The sequence below is a fragment of the Streptomyces sp. S07_1.15 genome (genome assembly GCF_020739505.1).
GTDB classification, from domain to species: domain Bacteria; phylum Actinomycetota; class Actinomycetes; order Streptomycetales; family Streptomycetaceae; genus Streptomyces; species Streptomyces xinghaiensis.
The window spans coordinates 6679797-6697618 of record NZ_JAJBZK010000001.1 but is presented as its reverse complement, the minus strand read 5'-3'; the positions used below and the strand labels follow the sequence as shown (position 1 = coordinate 6697618).

12 protein-coding genes and 1 pseudogene are annotated in these 17822 nt (G+C 74.3%); 8 read left to right on the top strand and 5 right to left on the bottom strand.

Translation table 11 applies throughout. From position 1 onward, the window contains the following. Positions 1 to 92: 92 nt before the first annotated feature. From LIX60_RS28815 to LIX60_RS28805, 3 genes and pseudogenes are all read right to left on the bottom strand, one after another. A pseudogene (locus LIX60_RS28815) lies at positions 93 to 710 on the bottom strand (lytic polysaccharide monooxygenase); the annotation flags it as partial. 414 nt (positions 711 to 1124) lie between these two features. Then, entirely contained in the window at positions 1125 to 2750 is a 1626-nt protein-coding gene (locus LIX60_RS28810; protein WP_227962960.1) for a GMC oxidoreductase, read from the bottom strand. A 482-nt stretch (positions 2751 to 3232) separates the two neighbouring features. After that, a complete protein-coding gene (locus tag LIX60_RS28805) occupies positions 3233 to 3634 on the bottom strand; it encodes a DUF1992 domain-containing protein (protein ID WP_227962047.1) in 402 nt (133 codons plus the stop codon). 188 nt (positions 3635 to 3822) lie between these two features. On the opposite strand from LIX60_RS28805, the gene LIX60_RS28800 reads away from it, so the two are divergent. The 5 genes from LIX60_RS28800 (at position 3823) to LIX60_RS28780 (ending at position 11671) form a co-directional block, all read left to right on the top strand. Next, positions 3823 to 5316 carry an ATP-binding protein gene (locus LIX60_RS28800; RefSeq protein ID WP_227962046.1) on the top strand — a complete coding sequence of 498 codons (1494 nt, stop codon included), beginning with the start codon at positions 3823 to 3825 and terminating at the stop codon, positions 5314 to 5316. Between the two features lie 78 nt (positions 5317 to 5394). Beyond that, positions 5395 to 6702, top strand: coding sequence for a DUF4032 domain-containing protein (locus LIX60_RS28795; protein WP_227962045.1), 1308 nt, complete (start codon positions 5395 to 5397; stop codon positions 6700 to 6702). 144 nt (positions 6703 to 6846) lie between these two features. Then, positions 6847 to 7512, top strand: a complete 666-nt coding sequence (locus LIX60_RS28790; protein ID WP_227962043.1) for a pyridoxamine 5'-phosphate oxidase family protein — start codon at positions 6847 to 6849, stop codon at positions 7510 to 7512. 378 nt (positions 7513 to 7890) lie between these two features. Continuing rightward, positions 7891 to 10032, top strand: coding sequence for an MMPL family transporter (locus LIX60_RS28785; protein ID WP_227962041.1), 2142 nt, complete (start codon positions 7891 to 7893; stop codon positions 10030 to 10032). A gap of 199 nt (positions 10033 to 10231) precedes the next feature. Further along, positions 10232 to 11671, top strand: a complete 1440-nt coding sequence (locus LIX60_RS28780; RefSeq protein WP_227962039.1) for an FG-GAP and VCBS repeat-containing protein — start codon at positions 10232 to 10234, stop codon at positions 11669 to 11671. Between the two features lie 59 nt (positions 11672 to 11730). Here the strand turns inward: LIX60_RS28780 and LIX60_RS28775 are convergent, their stop codons facing one another. Beyond that, complete coding sequence (locus LIX60_RS28775; protein ID WP_019708604.1) at positions 11731 to 12096, bottom strand: DUF2795 domain-containing protein; 366 nt, start codon at positions 12094 to 12096, stop codon at positions 11731 to 11733. Between the two features lie 214 nt (positions 12097 to 12310). Then, positions 12311 to 12865, bottom strand: a complete 555-nt coding sequence (locus tag LIX60_RS28770) for a hypothetical protein (RefSeq protein WP_227962037.1) — start codon at positions 12863 to 12865, stop codon at positions 12311 to 12313. Positions 12866 to 13495: 630 nt separating this feature from the next. On the opposite strand from LIX60_RS28770, the gene LIX60_RS28765 reads away from it, so the two are divergent. From LIX60_RS28765 to LIX60_RS28755, 3 genes are read left to right on the top strand one after another with little or no spacing between them, the layout of a single operon-like run. Next, entirely contained in the window at positions 13496 to 16462 is a 2967-nt protein-coding gene (locus LIX60_RS28765; RefSeq protein ID WP_227962035.1) for a cation-transporting P-type ATPase, read from the top strand. Beyond that, on the top strand, positions 16459 to 17118 hold the full coding sequence (locus LIX60_RS28760) for a TrkA family potassium uptake protein (protein ID WP_227962032.1): 660 nt from the start codon (positions 16459 to 16461) through the stop codon (positions 17116 to 17118). Before LIX60_RS28765 ends, LIX60_RS28760 begins: the two co-directional genes overlap by 4 nt. After that, a complete protein-coding gene (locus LIX60_RS28755; RefSeq protein WP_227962030.1) occupies positions 17115 to 17771 on the top strand; it encodes a TrkA family potassium uptake protein in 657 nt (218 codons plus the stop codon). Before LIX60_RS28760 ends, LIX60_RS28755 begins: the two co-directional genes overlap by 4 nt. Positions 17772 to 17822: the final 51 nt, after the last annotated feature.

The window sequence follows — 17822 nt, the reverse complement described above, 5'->3', positions numbered from 1 at the left end:
TGTGTGCGTCACGCGTCCCGGTTCAGCCGTTCACCGGACCGGACCGGGCCGGGCCGGGGCGGGGCGGGCCCGGCCGCTGCACCGGATCAGTACGTGACCTGGCCGTTGCCGCCGTCGAAGACGACGTCGGAGCAGGAGTAGAAGTTCTCCTGGCTGTCCGAACGGGTCCAGTGGATGTAGAGGATGTGCTGGCCGGACCGCTGCGGCAGGTTGAGGTTCCAGTAGTAGTGACCGCCGTTGGAGCCCGCGCCGCCGGACTGCGGCGGGTTGGTGACGGTCTGCAGGTGCTCCAGGTCGCTCCAGGCCAGGCTCTTGGTCGGGCTGTAGCCGTTCTTGGTGATGTAGACGTCGAACTTGCCCGGGTGGTGGGCCCAGTTGCTGTGCTTGACCTGGATGTTCGCACCGGAGGTGAGGTGCGTCTTCGGCCAGTCGCTGCGGGCGGCGTTGTACGAGGAGAAGTTGTACGGGCCGCGGTCGCCGCCGCTGCACAGCTTGCCGTCCGGGATGTAACCGGTCGTCCGGCCGCCGCCGTTGGAGTCCAGCACGGCGAACCAGTTGTACAGCGGCGTGGTGCTGGACTGCTGGACCGCCGCGGCGCAGGCCGGGTTGGACGGCATCTGGTGGTTGTTCTTGATCAGGTCCTCGTAGCAGAGGTACGTACGCGAACCCGGCATCATGGTCGCGCCGTGGGCGGCCGCGGGCGAGGGCATCGACGCCGCGACGAGAGCGAACAGGCCCGCTCCGAGGAGGCTCAGCGAACGAGGGGTGCGGACCGGGGACTTCTTCCGGTCCGGGTGCCGAATGGCCATGTGGGGGTCTCCTAGGGGGTCACCCGGCGGCACGGGCGCCATACGGTCCCGGGCCGCTGGTGTGCGGCCGGGCCGGCGGCGGCCCGTCGCCGGATCGGGTCCGACTGACGTGGAGCCACTCCCCCCGCCCGCGAGTGCGGCCGGGGTGGAGGGACGGCCGCGACGGGTAGTGGGAGCGCTCCCACACAGATAGCACCCCGGGGATCATTCGTAAACCGTTCACACACAATTGTCTTGCGGACACCGGGATTTGACGGAGGAACCGGCCCCGGGAGGGCCGGTTTCCGCCGGTACCGTACGGCGGCCGGGGCCCGTTCAGGCGCCCCGGAGTCCCGGGACCACGTCCTCGGCCAGCACCCGGGCGACATTGCGCTCGGCGAGGGCGGTGATGGTGACGAAGGGGTTCACCCCGATCGACCCCGGGATGAGCGAGCTGTCGACCGCATACAGATTGCGGTGCCCGCGCAGCCGCCCGTACCCGTCCGTCGCCACACCCAGCGGGCAGCCGCCCAGGGGGTGGTAGCAGAAGTCGTCGGCGAACGCCCGGTCGTCGCCGAAGAGGTCGTAGCGGTACTCGGTGCGGTTGGCGCGGTTGACGCGGTCGAGGAGGGACTTGGCGGCGGTGACGGCCGGCGCGTTCTGCTCCCGCCGCCAGTCCAGCCGGAGCTCGCCGGTGGCCGGGTCGAGGGAGAACGTGCCGCGCTCCGGGTTGTCGGTGATCGCCAGGTAGAGGCTGATGCCGGTCTCGATCCCGGCCGGGAGGGGGGCGATCTCGGCGAAGACGGGGTGGGTCGGGTGGTTCCAGTCGTCGATGGCGAGGACGGGGATGGACGACTGCTTGCTGCCGGTGGGGTTCCAGGGGTGGTTGGCGCGGCCGGCCATGATGTTGCCGTTGGGGCCCCACCCGGTGCCGAGGCCGGGGCTGAGGCCGGGCAGAGCGCCGGTGTCGCGGGCGCGGAGCAGGAGTTCGGTGGTGCCGAGACTGCCGGCGCCGAGGAAGAGGTGCGTACAGGAGACCTCGGTGCGGGCCACCACGGAGCCCTTCTCGTCGATCTCCTTGACCGTCAGCGTGTAGCCGCCGTCCGCCCCCTGCTCGATCCGCTCGACCTGGCGCATCGTGCGGAGGGTGACCTTGCCGGTGCCGAGGGCCGCGGCGAGATAGGACTTGTCCAGGCTGCGCTTGCCGTGGTTGTTGCCGTAGATGACCTCGCCGGCGAGGGCGGACTTGGCGGCGTCGCCGCGCTCCTCCCGCTCCATGTGGCCGAAGTCGTAGACGTTGGGCACGTAGACGGTGGAGAGACCGGCGTTGTGCGCCTGGTCGCGGGCCAGCCGGGCGAAGCGGTAGTAGTCGCTGTCGCCGAAGTAGTCGGTGTCGATGCTGTTGACGCCGAGCATGGCGCGGGCCCGGGGGAAGTACGTGGAGTACATCTCGCCGGAGTCGACGCCGGGGAGCACCTTCTCGAAGTGGCCGCGGGCCGGGGTGACGGCCATGCCGCCGTTGACGAGGGAGCCGCCGCCGACGCCGCGGCCGACGTAGACGGACATCTCGCCGAAGTGGACGCGGTCCAGGACGCCCGGGTAGCGCTCGATGTCCCGGTTGACGATGTCGAGCCAGAGGAGGCTGTCGAGCGGTGCCTCGGTGCGGTCCTTGAACCACATGGAGCGGCGGTCCGGGTTGATCATGTCGCAGAAGATCCTGCCGTCCGCGGCGGCCTCGTCCCAGAGCCGGCCCATCTCCAGCACGAGGGTGTTCACCCCTGCCTCGCCGAGCCGGAGGGCCGCGACGGAGGCCCCGTAGCCCGAACCGACGACGACGGCGGGGAAGGAGTCCCCGGAGGCCGCCGAGCGGTCGGCGGCGGACGCGGGGGCGGAGATGCTGGTCAGGCCGGCCGCCGCGGCGGCCTGGAGCGCGGTGGCGCCGATGAAGTGACGGCGCGTCATCCGGCTGCCGGAGCGGGAGGGGGTGAGGGGCGCGGAGGGTGTGGAGGACACGGGGCGGCTCCTGCCTGCGAGAACCATGAGAACCGGGAAAGGGACACCGGACGAGGTCGGCGGGTGGGCGGGACGACCTGCCGGCGGTGGGCTGCCGATCATGCTGGCACGCACCGTTACCCCGGGTACCCCCCGGCACGGAAGCGACACCGGTTCCCCGTCACATCGCCGCACTCGGAAGGGTGTTGGGGCGCCGGGGCTGCACCCGGCGGGCGACGGGGACCGGCCGTGAACCGGTGCCGGGCAGCCGCCGGCGCGGCCCGGTCGCGCCGGTCGCGCCGGTCGCGCCGGTCGCGCCGGCAGTGGTTCAGTCGGCGGAGCCCATGAAGTCCCGCGCCCGGCGGTTGATCTCTGCCGCCGTGAGTGACGGCGGCGGGCGCGAGGCGGGGCGCCCGGCATACGTCCCCCGCCCAGTGTCCGGGCGGGCCGGCTCAGCCGGGGTGGCGCTCGCGCCGGTCGCGGAGCACGGCCTCCGAGTCGTAGGGCCTGAGATTGAGGGGCGGGCCCGCCGGGGGCCTGCGGATCGCCTCGCGGATCTTCTCGTTGACCTCCGCCAGGATGCGCCGGGCCTCACGCTCGGACCGGGCGCCGAGCGCGGCCTCGTAGGCGTCCTCCGCCTCCTTGCGCAGGGCGAGCGCCGGGGGCAGGGCGGAGACGCCCTCGCGGTGCATCTTCTTCTTGATCCACCAGTTCTCGTCGTACGGGGCGTCCAGGCCGGTGAGCGGCTGGCCGGCACCCGGCAGGTCCTCGAACGCGCCGCGCTCGGCGGCTTCGCGGATCTGCCGGTCGACCCAGGACTCGAAGTCGACGCCGGGCGGTTTCCGTTCGGTCATGGCAGGGCCTCCCCTGGGCTCCGCGAGGTCTCCGGCCGGATCGGTGGACCGGCCGCCCGGGTCCGGTAGCGACCCGGTTCCCCACCGTACCGGGAGGTGCCCCGCATCCTCCGGGCGTGTCCCGGAAGATGCCGGGTCGTTCTTAGAGATGTACTTCTAAGAATCACGTCTCGAGCAAGGACGCCCGCATGCCGTCTCCCCCGACTGCCCGGCATCTTCCCAAGCCGGCCGACATGTTCGACCGGGACTGGGAGTGGAGCGAGCTGACGGCCTTCGCCACCGGCCGTGGCGCCGGACCCAGACTCGGCGTGGTCTCCGGGCGCCGGCGGCAGGGCAAGAGTTTCCTTCTCCAGGCACTGGCCGAGGCCACCGGCGGTTTCTACTACGCCGCCGTCGAGGCGTCCGTGACCGAATCGCTCCAACTGCTCGGCGAGGCGGTGGCGCGGTACACCGGCGCCTCGCTCCCGCCCCGGCCCGCGCACTGGGAGGAGGCGCTGGACCTGCTCTTCTCCCTGGCGGCCGCGCAACCGCTTCCCGTGATCATCGACGAGTTCCCGTACCTGGTACGGAACGCGCCCGCCCTGCCCTCGCAGCTCCAGGCGGCGATCGGGGTGCGGTCCGGGCGTCACCTGGAGCGGCATCCGCGGATTCTGCTGTGCGGGAGTGCCATGTCGTTCATGGGCGGGCTGCTGTCCGGCACCTCGCCGCTCTACGGGCGGGCCGGGCTCGATCTGGTGGTGCATTCGCTCGGCTACCGCGAAGCGGCGGAGTTCTGGGGTATCGACGACCCCGAACTGGCGGTCCTCACCCATGCCGTCGTCGGCGGCACCCCCGCGTACCGGCGGGAGTTCGTCGACGACGACGTACCGGCGGGCAGGGACGACTTCGACGACTGGGTGTGCCGCACGGTGCTCAATCCGGCGCGGCCCATCCACGGCGAGGCCTCCTTCCTGCTCGCGGCCGAGCCCGACATGCGGGACCGGGCGCTGTACCACTCCGTCCTGGCCGCGGTCGCCGGGGGGAATCACACGAGCGGCGGCATCGCGAGCGCCGTGGGGCGGAAGGCGACGGACATCTCCCTGCCGCTCACCGTCCTCAGGAACTGCGGGCTGCTCACCGCCCAGCCGGACGCCTTCCGGCGAAACCGCACCACCTATCACGTCGCCGAGCCTCTGATCGCCTTCCATCACGCGGTGGTGCGGCCGGAGTCCGCGGTGCTCAGCAGACGGCGCGGGGCGGCGCAGGTCTGGAGCCGCAGCAGGGCCGTCTTTCTGAGCAAGGTGGTGGGGCCGCATTTCGAGGGGCTGTGCCGGGAGTGGGTGGAATGGCACGCGGACCCGGAGACCTTCGGCGGAATGCCGATCCAGGTCTCCGCCGGAACGGTCGCCGACCCGGCGGCCCGCACGAGCCACGAAGTCGATGTGGTCGTACACGGCGCGGTCGGCCAGGATCACGGCATCCTGCTCTCGGTGGGCGAGGTCAAGTGGCACAAGGTCATGGACCTCCGGCATCTGGAACGCCTGCGGCACATCCTCGCTCTGCTCGCGGCCAGGGGGGTGGACACCAGCCATGCCCGGCCGGCCTGTTACAGCGGGGCGGGCTTCACGCACGAGCTGCGGGCCGCGGCCGGGCGCGGGGAGGTCGTCCTGGTGGATCTCAACCGGCTGTACCGGGGCTCGTAGCGAGCCGCCGGTCCCCCTCTGGGACAGCCGGGACGCCGGCCCTCCCCGCGCCCCGCGGGCCTGCCGCAGACTGGGCCCATGGAACTCCAGATCACCGCGACCTCCCCCGAGCACCCCGCCGACCTCCTCGATCTGCCGTGGAGCGTGCCGCTGGAGGAGTGGCCGGACAAGCACCTGGTCGCGCTGCCGCGCGGTATCTCCCGCCATGTGGTGCGGTTCGCCCGCGCGGGCGACGAGGTGGTCGCCGTCAAGGAGGTCGGCGAGTGGGCGGCCGTACGGGAGTACGAGCTGCTGCGGGACCTGGACCGGCTCGCCGTCCCCGCCGTCGACGCGCTCGCGGTGGTCACCGGGCGGAGGGACGCGCACGGCGAGCCGCTGGAGCCCGTCCTCATCACCCGGCATCTGGACGGCTCGCTGCCGTACCGCTCGATGTTCGAGACGACGATGCGGCCCGGCACCATCAACCGGCTGCTGGACGCGCTCGCCGTCCTCCTCGTCCGCCTCCACCTCAGCGGCTTCGCTTGGGGCGACTGCTCGCTCTCCAACACCCTCTTCCGGCGCGACGCGGGCGAGTACGCCGCCTACCTCGTCGACGCCGAGACGGGGCAGCTCCGGCCCCAGCTCAGCCACGGGCAGCGGGAGTACGACCTGGAGATCGCCCGGGTCAACATATCCGGCGAGCTGATGGACCTGGAGGCGGGCGGCTCCCTGCACCCCTCGGTGGACCCGGTGGAGTTCGGCACGGCCATCGCCGAGCGGTACGGCGAGCTGTGGCACGAGCTGACCCGCCAGTCGGTGTACCCGCTCGCCAAGCGGCACTACATCGACCGCCGCATCCGCCGCCTCAACGACCTCGGATTCGACGTGGCGGAGATGCAGATCCAGGCGACCCCCGAGGGCGACGCGGTGACGTTCCTCCCCAAGGTCGTCGACGCCGGCCACCACCAGCGGCAGCTGCTCCGGCTGACGGGCATGGACGCCGAGGAGAACCAGGCGCGCAGCCTGCTCCGCGATCTGGAGACCTGGATGGTCTCGCAGGACGACTACGCGCCGGGCGACCCGCTGGGCGCGCGTCCCGAGGTGCTGGCCCACCGCTGGGTGCGGGACGTGTTCCGGCCCGCCGTCCGCCTGGTCCCGCGCGAGCTGCGCGGCTCGGCCGACATCGCGCAGATCTACCACGAGCTGCTGGAGCACCGCTGGCTGATGTCGGAGCGCGCGGGGCACGACGTGGGCCTGGAGGCCACCGTGGAGGACTACATCCGCACGGTGCTCAGGCCGGGCACGGAAGCCGGGGCCGGGGCGGCCGGGGGCGCCTCCGGGACGGGTACGGGCACCGCGGCGGCGGCCGGGGCGGGCGCGGGCAGCGGCCCGGAAACCGGGGCCTGAGACGGCGGGCCGTCCCGGGTCCTTCCGGGCCGTTCCGGGTCCTTCCGGGTCCTTCCGGCCCTCCGGTCCGCCCCGGGCGGGATAGTCCTCCGCGCCGGTGGGTACCCGGGCCGGGCCCCGAACCGGCGAGAGGATGCGATCGCGGTGTCCCACAAGGCAGCCCACCGACCGGCACACGACGGCGGCGACATCGGACGCCGCGTCGCCCGCCAGCGCGAGCGCCTCGGCCTGAGCCGCGAACAGCTGGCGACCCGCGCCGGGATGGCCCCCGGTTACCTGGAGTATCTGGAGGAGCACCCGGCCGACCCCAGCGGCCCGGGGCTGCTCAAGCTGGCCGGGGCGCTGGAGACGACGGTCGCGGCGCTGCGCGGCGGCTTCCCCTGCCCCCCGCCGGAGCGGGGCCGGCCCGGTGACTATCCGCAGCTGCACGACCTCGGTCCCGAGGAGTGCCGGGACCGGCTCGTCTCGCACGGGGTGGGCCGGATCGCCGTCTCCGCCGAGGAGGGCCCGGTCATCGTCCCGGTGAACTACCTGGTCCGGGACGACATGATCGCGTTCCGGGCCCGGCCCGGCACCCCGCCCGCAACGGCTCCGGGGCAGGAGGTCGCCTTCGAGGTCGACGATGTGGACGAGATGCTGAGCCAGGGCTGGAGCGTCCTGGTCACGGGCCGCGCCCGGGCCGCCACCGGCCACGAGGCGGCCCTGCTGGACGAGCATGCGCCCACCGAGCCCTGGGCGGGCGACGAGCAGGACCGGTGGGTGCTCATCGCCCCCGAACACGTCTCCGGACGCCGCATGCATCTGGGCTGAGCCGGCGGGGGCGCCTGGCGCACGGCTCCCGCACCCCGGCCGGGCGCCGGGTGCGTCACCGGTGCCTCCGGTGTCCGGCGGCCTACCACGGCCGACCGCGGCCGGCGCGTGCCCGAGACGCCGTGGAGCAGCAGGCCGGGCCCGGCGCGAGGGGGCGGCGGCTCGCCCGTTACCTTCTTCGTGGCCCGGCGTCGCGGCCGGTACGGGGCGGCGGCACCGCCGTCCCCGGGGCACCTGCGCCCGGGCCCGCCGCGGCCCGGCCCCCGGCCCCGCATCCGTACGGCCCGCAGGTGACGAATCGGGGGCGTCGTGCACTCCGGGGTGGATCCGGGGCACGAGAATTGCGTTCCGTTCCGCTGATCTCTCCGAGGGAGACCGATGCCGTCCACACCGCGAGCCGCCCGCTGGCTCGTACCCGCCCTGCTGCTCGTCGTCTGGCTGGGGATCGGCGGGGCCCTCGGTCCGTACGCCGGGAAGCTCAGCGAGATCGCCACCAACGACCAGTCGGCCTTCCTCCCCGAGAGCGCCGAGTCGACGAAGGTGATCGACGCTCAGAAGGCGTTCCGGCAGAGCGAGACGCTGCCCGCCATCGTCGTCTGGACGGCCGACGAAGGGAAGATCACCGGCAGTCAGCGGGAGGCGGCCACCGGCGCGCTGGCCTCGCTCTCCGACAGCCCCGGCGTCACCGGCCGGGTCTCCCCCGCCCTGCCCTCCGAGGACGGTCTCGCGCTGCAGGGCGTGGTCCAGCTCCGCGACGATCTGGGCGACGAGACCGGCGACGTCCTGGACCGCATCACCGAGGCGGCCGAACGGGTTGACGGAACATCAGTGCGGATCGCCGGCCCCGCCGCCACCCAGAACGACCTCTCCGAGGCCTTCGCGGGCGTCGACGGGCTGCTGCTCGGGGTGGCGCTCAGCGTCGTGCTGCTGATCCTGCTGCTGGTCTACCGGAGTGTGCTGCTGCCGCTCGTCATCATCCTCAGCGCGGTGTTCGCGCTCTCGCTGGCCACCGGCATCGTCTACGCGCTGGCCGAGCGCGACGTCGTCCGGGTCGACGGGCAGGTGCAGGGCATTCTCTTCATCCTCGTCATCGGCGCGGCCACCGACTACGCCCTGCTGCTCTCCGCCCGCTTCCGCGAGGAACTGCCCCAGCACGAACAGCGGTTCGACGCCATGCGGGCCGCGGTGCGCCGGTCCGCCGGGGCGATCACGGCCAGCGCCGCCACCGTGGCGCTGGGCCTGCTCGCCCTGCTGCTCAGCGATCTGGCGAACAACAAGGCGCTCGGCCCGGTCGGCGCCATCGGCATCGTCTGTTCCGTCCTCGCCGCGCTGACCTTCCTGCCGCCCGCCCTGCTGCTGCTCGGCCGGGCCGCGTACTGGCCGGCCCGTCCCAGGCCCGTGGTGGATCCCGAGCACCCGGAGGCCGGGCAGAGCAGCATCTGGGCCCGGGTCGCCGCGTGGGTGGACCGGGCGCCCCGGCGGATCTGGGCCGTGACGCTCGCGGTGCTCGCCCTGTTCGCCGTCTTCGCGCCCCAGCTGAAGTCGGAGGGGGTGCCGCTGAGCGAGATCTTCGTCAACGACGCGCCGTCGGTCGCCGCGCAGCGCACGCTGAGCGAGCACTTCCCCGGCGGCACGGGCAATCCCGCGGTGATCATCGCCGACGCCGACCGGGTCCGCGAGGTGACGCGGGCCGCGAACGGCACCGACGGCGTCTCCTCCGCGGCGCCCGTCACCGAGTCCGGGCGGCCCGGCGGGGGCGAGCCCCTGGTCGTGGACGGGCGGGTGCGGATCGACGCCGTGCTGGAGGACGACGCCGACAGCAACGCCGCCCGCGCGACCGTGCAGCGGCTCCGTGACGCGGTGCACGAGGTGTCCGGCGCGGACGCCCTCGTCGGCGGCTACACCGCACAGCAGTACGACACCCAGACCACCGCCCAGCGGGATCTGAAGGTGATCGTCCCGGTCGTGCTGGCCATCATCCTGGTGATCCTGGTGGCACTGCTCCGCTCGCTGCTGCTGCCGGTGCTGCTGGTCCTCACCGTCGCCCTCAACTACGGGGCGACGATCGGGGTCGCCACCCTCGTCTTCGAGCACCTCTTCGGCTTCGGCGGCGTCGATCCGTCCGTACCGCTGTACGGGTTCGTCTTCCTGGTGGCCCTCGGCGTGGACTACAACATCTTCCTGATGACGCGGGTCCGGGAGGAGGCGCAGCTCCGGGGCACCCGCCTGGGCGTCCTCAAGGGGCTGACGGCGACCGGCGGGGTGATCACCTCGGCCGGGGTCGTGCTGGCCGCGACGTTCGCCGCGCTGGTCGTCATCCCGCTGGCGTTCCTCGTCCAGATCGCCTTCATCGTGGCCTTCGGCGTCCTGCTGGACACCCTGGTGGTGCGGTCGCTGCTGGTGCCCGCGCTCACCCGGGACATCGGGCCGGCGGTGTGGTGGCCCAGCGCCCTGCGCCACGACCCGGCCGCCGCCCCGGGCGCCACGGGCCCGGGCGCCACGGCCGGCGCCCAGGGCTGAGTCCGTCAACCCGCCGCCGGGGAAGGGCGGTTGGGGTGTTACAGGGACGTGCTGAACGGTGACACGGCAGCGCAACCGTTCAGCGCGCCGAGCCGTCGTCACAGATGTGCCGAAGGTGTTCACCGGGCCAACACGCGCTTGCGGCCCGGTGAACACGCGGCGCTCCCCACTCGTGTGACGACTTCCCTGGAGGCCCTCTGTGCGTCGCCGTATCCGCCCGTCCCTCGTCGCGCGCTGCGCGGTCGTGGCCGCCCTCGCGACCGTGCCGTCCCTCCTGGCGCTCCCCGCGAGCGCCGGGGAGAGCGCGCCGGCCGCCCGTCCGGCCGGGCTCGCGCCGCAGCCCGACTTCGACGGGGACGGGCACGCCGACGTCGCCTCCTCGGCCCCCGGCGCCACCATCGGCGGCCTGGCGGAAGCCGGGTACGTCGTCGTGGTGTACAGCTCGTCCGGCGGCGTGGAGACCGAGCGGCGGCACGTCATCAGCCAGGCCACGGCCGGGGTCCCCGGCTCGCCGGCCGCCGGCGGGCGGTTCGGCCACCGCACGGTCGCCCGCGACCTCGACGGCGACGGCTACACCGACCTCGCCGTGGAGACTCCGGGGACCTCCTCCGTCACCGTCCTCTGGGGTTCCCGGTTCGGCCTGGACGGCGGCACCGTGCTGCCCGTCTCCGCCGGGACGAGCGGCGACAGCCTGACGGGCGGGGACTTCAACGGCGACGGGCACGCCGACCTGGTGGGCGTCAGCTCGGTCTCCGAGGAGTGGGGCGACCTGCGGATCCTCTACGGCCCGTTCACGCGCGGCGCCGCCCCGGCCGGCACGGCGGACGTGCCCACCGGCCGGGTGTTCGAGCCCCGGGACCTGGTCGCGGGCGACATCACCGGTGACGGCCGGGACGACCTCGTCAGTCTGCACGACTTCGAGGAGATGACCGAACCGGCCATCTTCTGGCGGGGCACCGCCACCGGCCTCGCCCGCGGCAGCGCCTCCCCCGGGCGCGGCGCCTCCGCGGTGATCGGTGACGTGGACGGCGACGGTCACGGCGACCTGGTGATGCGGACGGTGCCCGGCGGCGTCAACGAGGACCTGCCGACCGACCCGGGGTCGGTCAAGGTCGTCTACGGCACGGCGGACGGCCCCGGCACCCGCACCGCGGTCATCGACCAGGGCACGGCGGGTGTTCCGGGTGCGAGCGAGGCGGGTGACCAGTTCGGCGCCGCCCTCGCCGCCGGGGATGTCACCGGCGACGGCCGCGCCGACATCGCCGTCGGGGTGCCGCACGAGGATCTTCCCGCGGGCGCGGACGCCGGTGCCGTCGTCCTGCTCAAGGGCGCCGCGGGCGGGCTGTCCGGCACCGGTGCCCGCGCCTTCCACCAGGACACGGCGGGCGTCCCGGGGATCGCCGAGGCCGGTGACCGCTTCGGCGCGGCCCTCGCCCTGCAGGACACCGACGGCGACGGACTGGACGACCTGGCCGCCGGCGCCCCCCTGGAGGACGGCTCGTTCCGGGACTCGGGCGCGGTGTGGGTCCTGCGCGGCGCGGCCACCTCGCTGACCACGACCGGCATCGTCTCGTTCGGCCCCTCGGCCTTCGGGGCCCCGGAGGCCGGCGCCCGCCTGGGCCAGGCGCTGCCGCGCTGAACCGCGGCGGCGGCCCGCCGGGCGCCCGGGGCACCGGGGTCCGGCGGGCCGCTCCGCCCTCAGTGGTGCCGGGGGCCCTGGCGGGGGCCGGTGCCGGGCATCCTGCGCGGGTGTTCGAGCTCCTCCTCGACGGGGGGCTTGTCGGCGTCGCGCAGGTGCTGGGACAGATGCCGCTTGGCGCCCTTGCGCGCCTGCTCGCCCTGCTGGCCGCGGCTGTGGCCGAGGTCGGAGTCCGGATCGACCCGCACGGAGTGGGCCACCTGGTCGCGGTTCTCGTACCGCTCGGCCGGGATACCGCGCAGCGCGGCCACGGCCGCCTCGGAGGCGCCGCCCACCTTCGCGGCCCGGATGAGCTCGTCCTTGCCGGCCGGGAAGTCGACGTCCTTGATCGCGTGCAGAACCTGGGGGACGCTCGTGTGCGCCATGGCTCTCTCCTTGCCGCTGCTGGGGTCCGTGCGCCGGGCTGCCGCTGCGGCGCGGCGCACCGGGGCCGGCGGCCGGCCGGGAGGCGGCCGTTGCCCCGCCTGCCGGGTTCCCGGGCAAGAGGGATGAAACCTCGCATACCGGGTGGGGCGAGGGCAGTCGGGTGAGGGCCCGGGAGCCTCCGATCGGGCCCGGGCCGGGTCCGGCCCCAGGCGGTCAGCAGGCCACGGGCTTGGGGACGTCCTCGCCCCGGTCCGCGAGGGAGCAGAGCGTGCGGAACGAGATTTTCCAGTCGTCGTCCTGCCGCACGGACTCCCCCGGCTTCTCCGGCCGGATCGTCTCGTCGCCGCGCAGGAGGGTGTAGCCGACGTCGGCGTCCCGTGAGGAGGTGAAGTCGACGGAGTCCACGCGCACCCGCAGCTCACGGGCCCGCTTGTCCTCGGCGAAACCCTGGATCATCAGCTCGTACTGGACGCCGTCCTCGACGAGAGCGGTCTTCTTCTCCACCGGCACGTCCGGGTCGAAGAAGCCCCGCCACGCCTTCCGGATCTCGTCCTCGGCGCGGTCCGGGTCGTCCGGGGCGGTCGCCGTGGGGCGCGGCGAGGAGGACGTGGGCGACCGGTCCGGCGTGCCGGTGTCCGCCGAACCGGTGGTGGCCGACGGCTTCGTGGTCTTCTCGTCACCCCCGTCGTCGCCGGAGCCGCACGCGGCCGTGAACAGGAGGGCCGCGGCGGCCAGGAGCGCGACCGGCCCCCGTGGAGCAGGAGTCATGGTTGTCACCTTCCGGTTCCGCTTCTGGAGGGGCCTACCCGACGCCGGACGGCTCATCCCCGTTCCCGGGAAGGGCAGTTGAACGCGGAACCGGGCCCGGCCGCGTGCGACGGAAGAGGCACGCTACCCGCCGCCCCGGGCACCGGCCGGGAACCGCGCCGATCAGCACACTTCTCTCACCGGTCCTGCCCTCCCAGCAGATTCTCCCGCCGCTTCCTCCCGCCGCTTCCACCCGCCGCCTGCTCCCGCCTCCGTGCCCGCGCATCCGGCCGAACCGGGGCCGGGCTGGGGCCATGCCGCTCCCCCGCCCGAGCGGGCGGACCAGCGGTCCGGAACCCTGGCCCAAGCGAACTGCCGGTCCGGGTGCCCGGACGCCCGGGGTGGGCGCGAGCGCCGGCAGCCGGCGGTGACGCCGCTCCGCCAACCGAGGCAGAACCGGTCCGGCCGCTCCCCGCCGCCGGGCAAAAGGGGTACGAAGGGAGAGCAGCACAGCAGCGCCTCCCGTCACTCTCCCTGGAGGATGGCCATGGCTCCCCATCCCGGCACCCGGCGTGGCCCCCGCCCCGTGCGGGCGGAGCGGCGGGACACCCGGCCCGGGCAGCCGCGGCCCGCGTCCCCCGGTGCCGGCCGGTGCCCGTGACCCCGGCCCGCGTCTCCGCCAGGGGCGGTGACGGAGCCCCGGGCGCCCCGGAGGCCGCCGGCCCCGGTCTGGAGGCGCTGCCGCCCGGCGAGGTCCACGGCGCCCTGGGCTCCTCCCCGCGCGGCCTCTCCCCGGACGCCGCCGGGGAGCGCCGGGAGCGGTACGGCGCCAACGAGCTGCCCCGCGCCGCGCGGGCCGGCCCGGGGCGGCAGGCCCTGGCGCAACTCACCGACCTCTTCGCCGTAGTCCTGCTCCTCGCCTCGGCGATCACCTTCCTCGCCTACTGGCTGAGCGAGCCCCGGGACGCCGGCCGGCTCCAGCTGGCCGTGGCGATCCTGTGCGTGGTGGCGCTCAACGCCGTCATCGGCTTCACCCAGGAGTACTCGGCGGAGCGCACGGCGGAGTCGCTGCAGGCCATGGTCCCGCACACCTGCCGCGTCCTCCGGGACGGACGGCGGCAGGAGGTGCCGGCGCGGGACCTGGTCCCGGGCGACGTGGTGACGCTGGAGGCCGGTGACGCGGTGCCGGCGGACTGCCGCCTCGTGGAGGCGCACGAGCTGTCGGTGAACAACGCGGCACTGACCGGGGAGAGCGATCCGGTGCGCCGCGACAGCGCGGCGACGGCCGTCCCCGGGCCGCTGACGGACGCGCGCAACTGCCTCTTCATGGGCACCGACGTGGTGGCCGGTGCGGGGAAGGCGGTGGTGTTCGCCATCGGGGCGGCCACCGAGTTCGGCCGCATCTACCGGCTGACGGCCTCGGCCTCCCGGCAGAGGACGCCGTTGCAGCTCCAGGTGGCGGCCATGGCGCGGCGGGTGGCGGGGACCGCGCTGGCCATCGGTGCCCTGCTGTTCGCCGTCCGGCTTCCCGGCGGGGACGACACGGTCGAGGCGTTCGTCTTCGCCCTCGGGGTGATGGTGGCCCTCGTCCCCGAAGGGCTGCCCGCGACGCTCTCCGTGTCGCTGGCCATCGGCGTGCGGCGGATGGCCCGCCGCAACGCCCTGGTGAAGCGGCTGCTGGCGGTGGAGGCGCTGGGCTCGACCACCGTGATCCTCACCGACAAGACCGGGACGCTGACGCAGGCGGAGATGACCGTCACCCGGGTGTGGGCCGACGGGGCCCTCCACCCGGTGTCCGGCGTGGGCTACGCCCCGGAGGGCGAGGTGGCGGACCCGGCGCCGCGGGTGCGGGAGCTGCTGCGGGTCGCCGCGCTCTGCTGCGACGCCAAGCTGGTGCCGCCCGGCGGGGACGGCGGACGGGACGCCCCGGGAAACGGCGGCGGGCCGGGCGGGCACCACGGGAACTGGCGGGTGCTCGGTGACACCACCGAGGGGGCCCTGCTCGTCGCGGCGGCCAAGGCCGGGATCGACCCGCACGCGGAGGAGGCCGCTTCCCCCCGGGTGGCGGAGCACCCCTTCGACCCGGGCCGCAAGCTCATGAGCACCGTGCACCGCGCGCCGGGCGGCGGCTTCCTCGTCCACGCCAAGGGCGCCCCGCAGGAACTGCTGGCCCGCTGCACGCACATCGACCGAGCGGACGGGGCCCGGCCGCTCACCGAGGAGTCCCGGGCCGCCGTCGTCGCCGTCAACGACGAACTGGCGGCCCAGGGGCTGCGGGTCCTCGCGGTCGCCGCCCGGCGGGCGGAGGGGCCCGGCGGGGACCGCGACGCCGCCGAGTCGGGGCTGACCCTGCTCGGCCTCACCGGCATGCTCGACCCGCCGCGGGCCGAGGTCAGCGAGGCCGTGGACGCCTGCCGGCGGGCGGGCATCCGCATCGTCATGGCGACCGGCGACCATCCGCTCACCGCCGAGGCCGTGGCGCGCAGGGTGGGGATCGTCCGCGGGCGCGAGCCGCTCGTCGTCACCGGCAAGCGTCTGGACACGCTCGACGACGCGGCGCTGGACGAGGTGATGGCCGGCGGCCCGGAGCTGCTGCTGTGCCGGGTGAGCCCCGAGCACAAGACGCGGGCCGTGACCGCCCTGCGGCGGCGCGGCGAGGTGGTGGCCGTCACCGGAGACGGCGCCAACGACGCCCCGGCGCTCAAGCACGCCGACATCGGGGTGGCGATGGGCGCCTCCGGAACCGACGTGGCCCGGGAGGCCGCGGTCATGGTGCTGCTGGACGACTCCTTCGCCTCCATCGCCACCGCCGTGCGGCTGGGCCGCTCCGTCTACCAGAACATCCGCAGGTTCCTGGTCTACGTCTTCAGCAGCAACATCGGCGAGCTGGGCCCCATCGTCGCGGCGACGTTCACCGGCTTCCCGCTCGTCCCGATCAGCGCGGTGCAGATCCTCGCCATCGACCTCGGCTCGGACGTGCTGCCCGCCCTGGCGCTCGGCGCGGAGCCGCCGGAGGCCGACGTCATGGACCGGCCGCCGCGGGCCCGCAGGGAACGCCTGTTCTCGATGGCGGTGATGCGCCGGATCCTCTTCCTCGGCGGCATCCAGGCGCTCGGCGTGACGGCCGTCTTCTTCTGGCACATCCACGCCTCCGGCATCCCGTTCGCCGACTTCACCGAGGACCACCCGGTGTACCGGGAGGCGGTGACGCTGGTCCAGGCGGGCATCGTGCTCAGCCAGTTCTTCGTGGGCCTGGCCGTCCGCACCGACCGGCAGAGCCTGCTGCGGGCGGGCCTGTTCTCCAACCCGTGGCTGCTGGGCGCCGGTGGCATCGGCATCGCCCTGATGGCCTGTATCAGCTATGTGCCGGTGCTCCAGGAGCTGTTCAACACCGCCCCGCTCGCCGCGGCCGACTGGGCGGTGCTGACCGGTCTCGGGGCGCTTCCGCTGGCCGCCGACGAGCTCCGCAAGGCGTGGCTGCGCCGCCGCCGTCCGGAGACCGGCGAACGGGCCGCCCCGGGCGGCGGGCGGGCGGACGGCGGCGGGCCGGCCGGACACGAGCCGGCGGACGACGGGCCGGGCCCCGCCCGGGTCCCGGGAGGAGATGAGGACCGATGAGAGTGATCATCGCGGGCTGCGGCCGGACGGGCTCCGCGCTCGCCGCGCAGCTCGCCGCCGAGGGCCACGACGTACGGATCATCGACCCGCTCCCGGGGGCCCGGCGGCTGCTGCCCGCCGGCTTCTCCGGCGCGTTCCACTCCGGCAGCGGCTTCAGCCGCACGGCGCTGGAGGCGGCCGGGATCGAGCACGCCGACGCGTTCGTCGCCCTGACCTCCGGCGACAACCGGAACCTGGTCAGCGCGCGCACGGCCAAGGAGACCTACCGGGTCCCCGTCGTCGTCGCCCGCCTCCACGACCCGCACCGCAAGGAGCTGTACCGCGGCTTCGGCATCCCCACCGTGGCCGCCATCCGCTGGACCGTCCAGCAGATCCACCGCACGCTGCTCCACCGCCACCTCGACCCCGAACTGGCCTTCGGCAACGGCGAGACCCTGCTCGTCCGCTCCGAGCTGCCCGGCTACCTCACCGGGCGGCGGCTGGCGGAGTTCGACGTGGACGGGGAGATCCGGGTGGTGGAGGTGACCCGGGGCGGCCACTCCCTCGTCCCCGCCCACAACACCGCGGCCGAACCGTCCGATGTCGTCACCTTCGCCGTCGCCGCCTCCGCCCTCGGCACGCTGCGCGGCTTCCTCGGCAAGGAGCTGGGAACATGAGAGCGATCATCGCGGGCGCCGGGCGGCTGGGCAGCCGGATCGCGCGGGTCCTCACCGCGGAGCAGCACGACGTCACCCTCGTCGACCTGGACGAGCGGCGGCCCGCCGGCCCGGTGGGCGGGGCGGGCCCGGACTTCGTCCCGGGGGACGCCTGCGAGCCCGCCGTGCTCGAACACGCCGGGGTCATCACCGCCGACGTCCTCGTCGCCGCGACCGACCGGGACGAGGACAATCTCGTCATCAGCCATCTCGCCAAGACACGGTTCGCCGTCCCCCGGGTCGCCGCCCGGGTCAACGACCCCGAGAACGCCTGGCTGTTCGACGAGCACTGGGGCGTGGACATCGTGGTGCCCGCCGACATGCCGCTGGTCGCCCTGGTCGAGGAGGTCGCCGGGGCGGTGGACACCGTGTCCCTGCTCCGGCTGGGGCAGACCGGGGTCGGCGTCGTCGAGACGCTGGTCTCCGCCGGTTCCCGCGCGGACGGCCGCCGGATCGACGACCTGCGGCTCCCCGCCGGCACGCTCGTCGCCGCCGTCATCCGCGACGGCGAACCGGTGTTCCCCACCCGCGATCTGCCGCTGCGGCCGGGGGACATCCTCTTCCTCGTCTCCCACGCCGCCACCGAGCAGGAGATCCGCTCGGCCGTCCAGTGACAGCCCGGGGGGCCGGCGAGGTCCGCCCGGAGTTCCGGCCTCCGTCCCGTC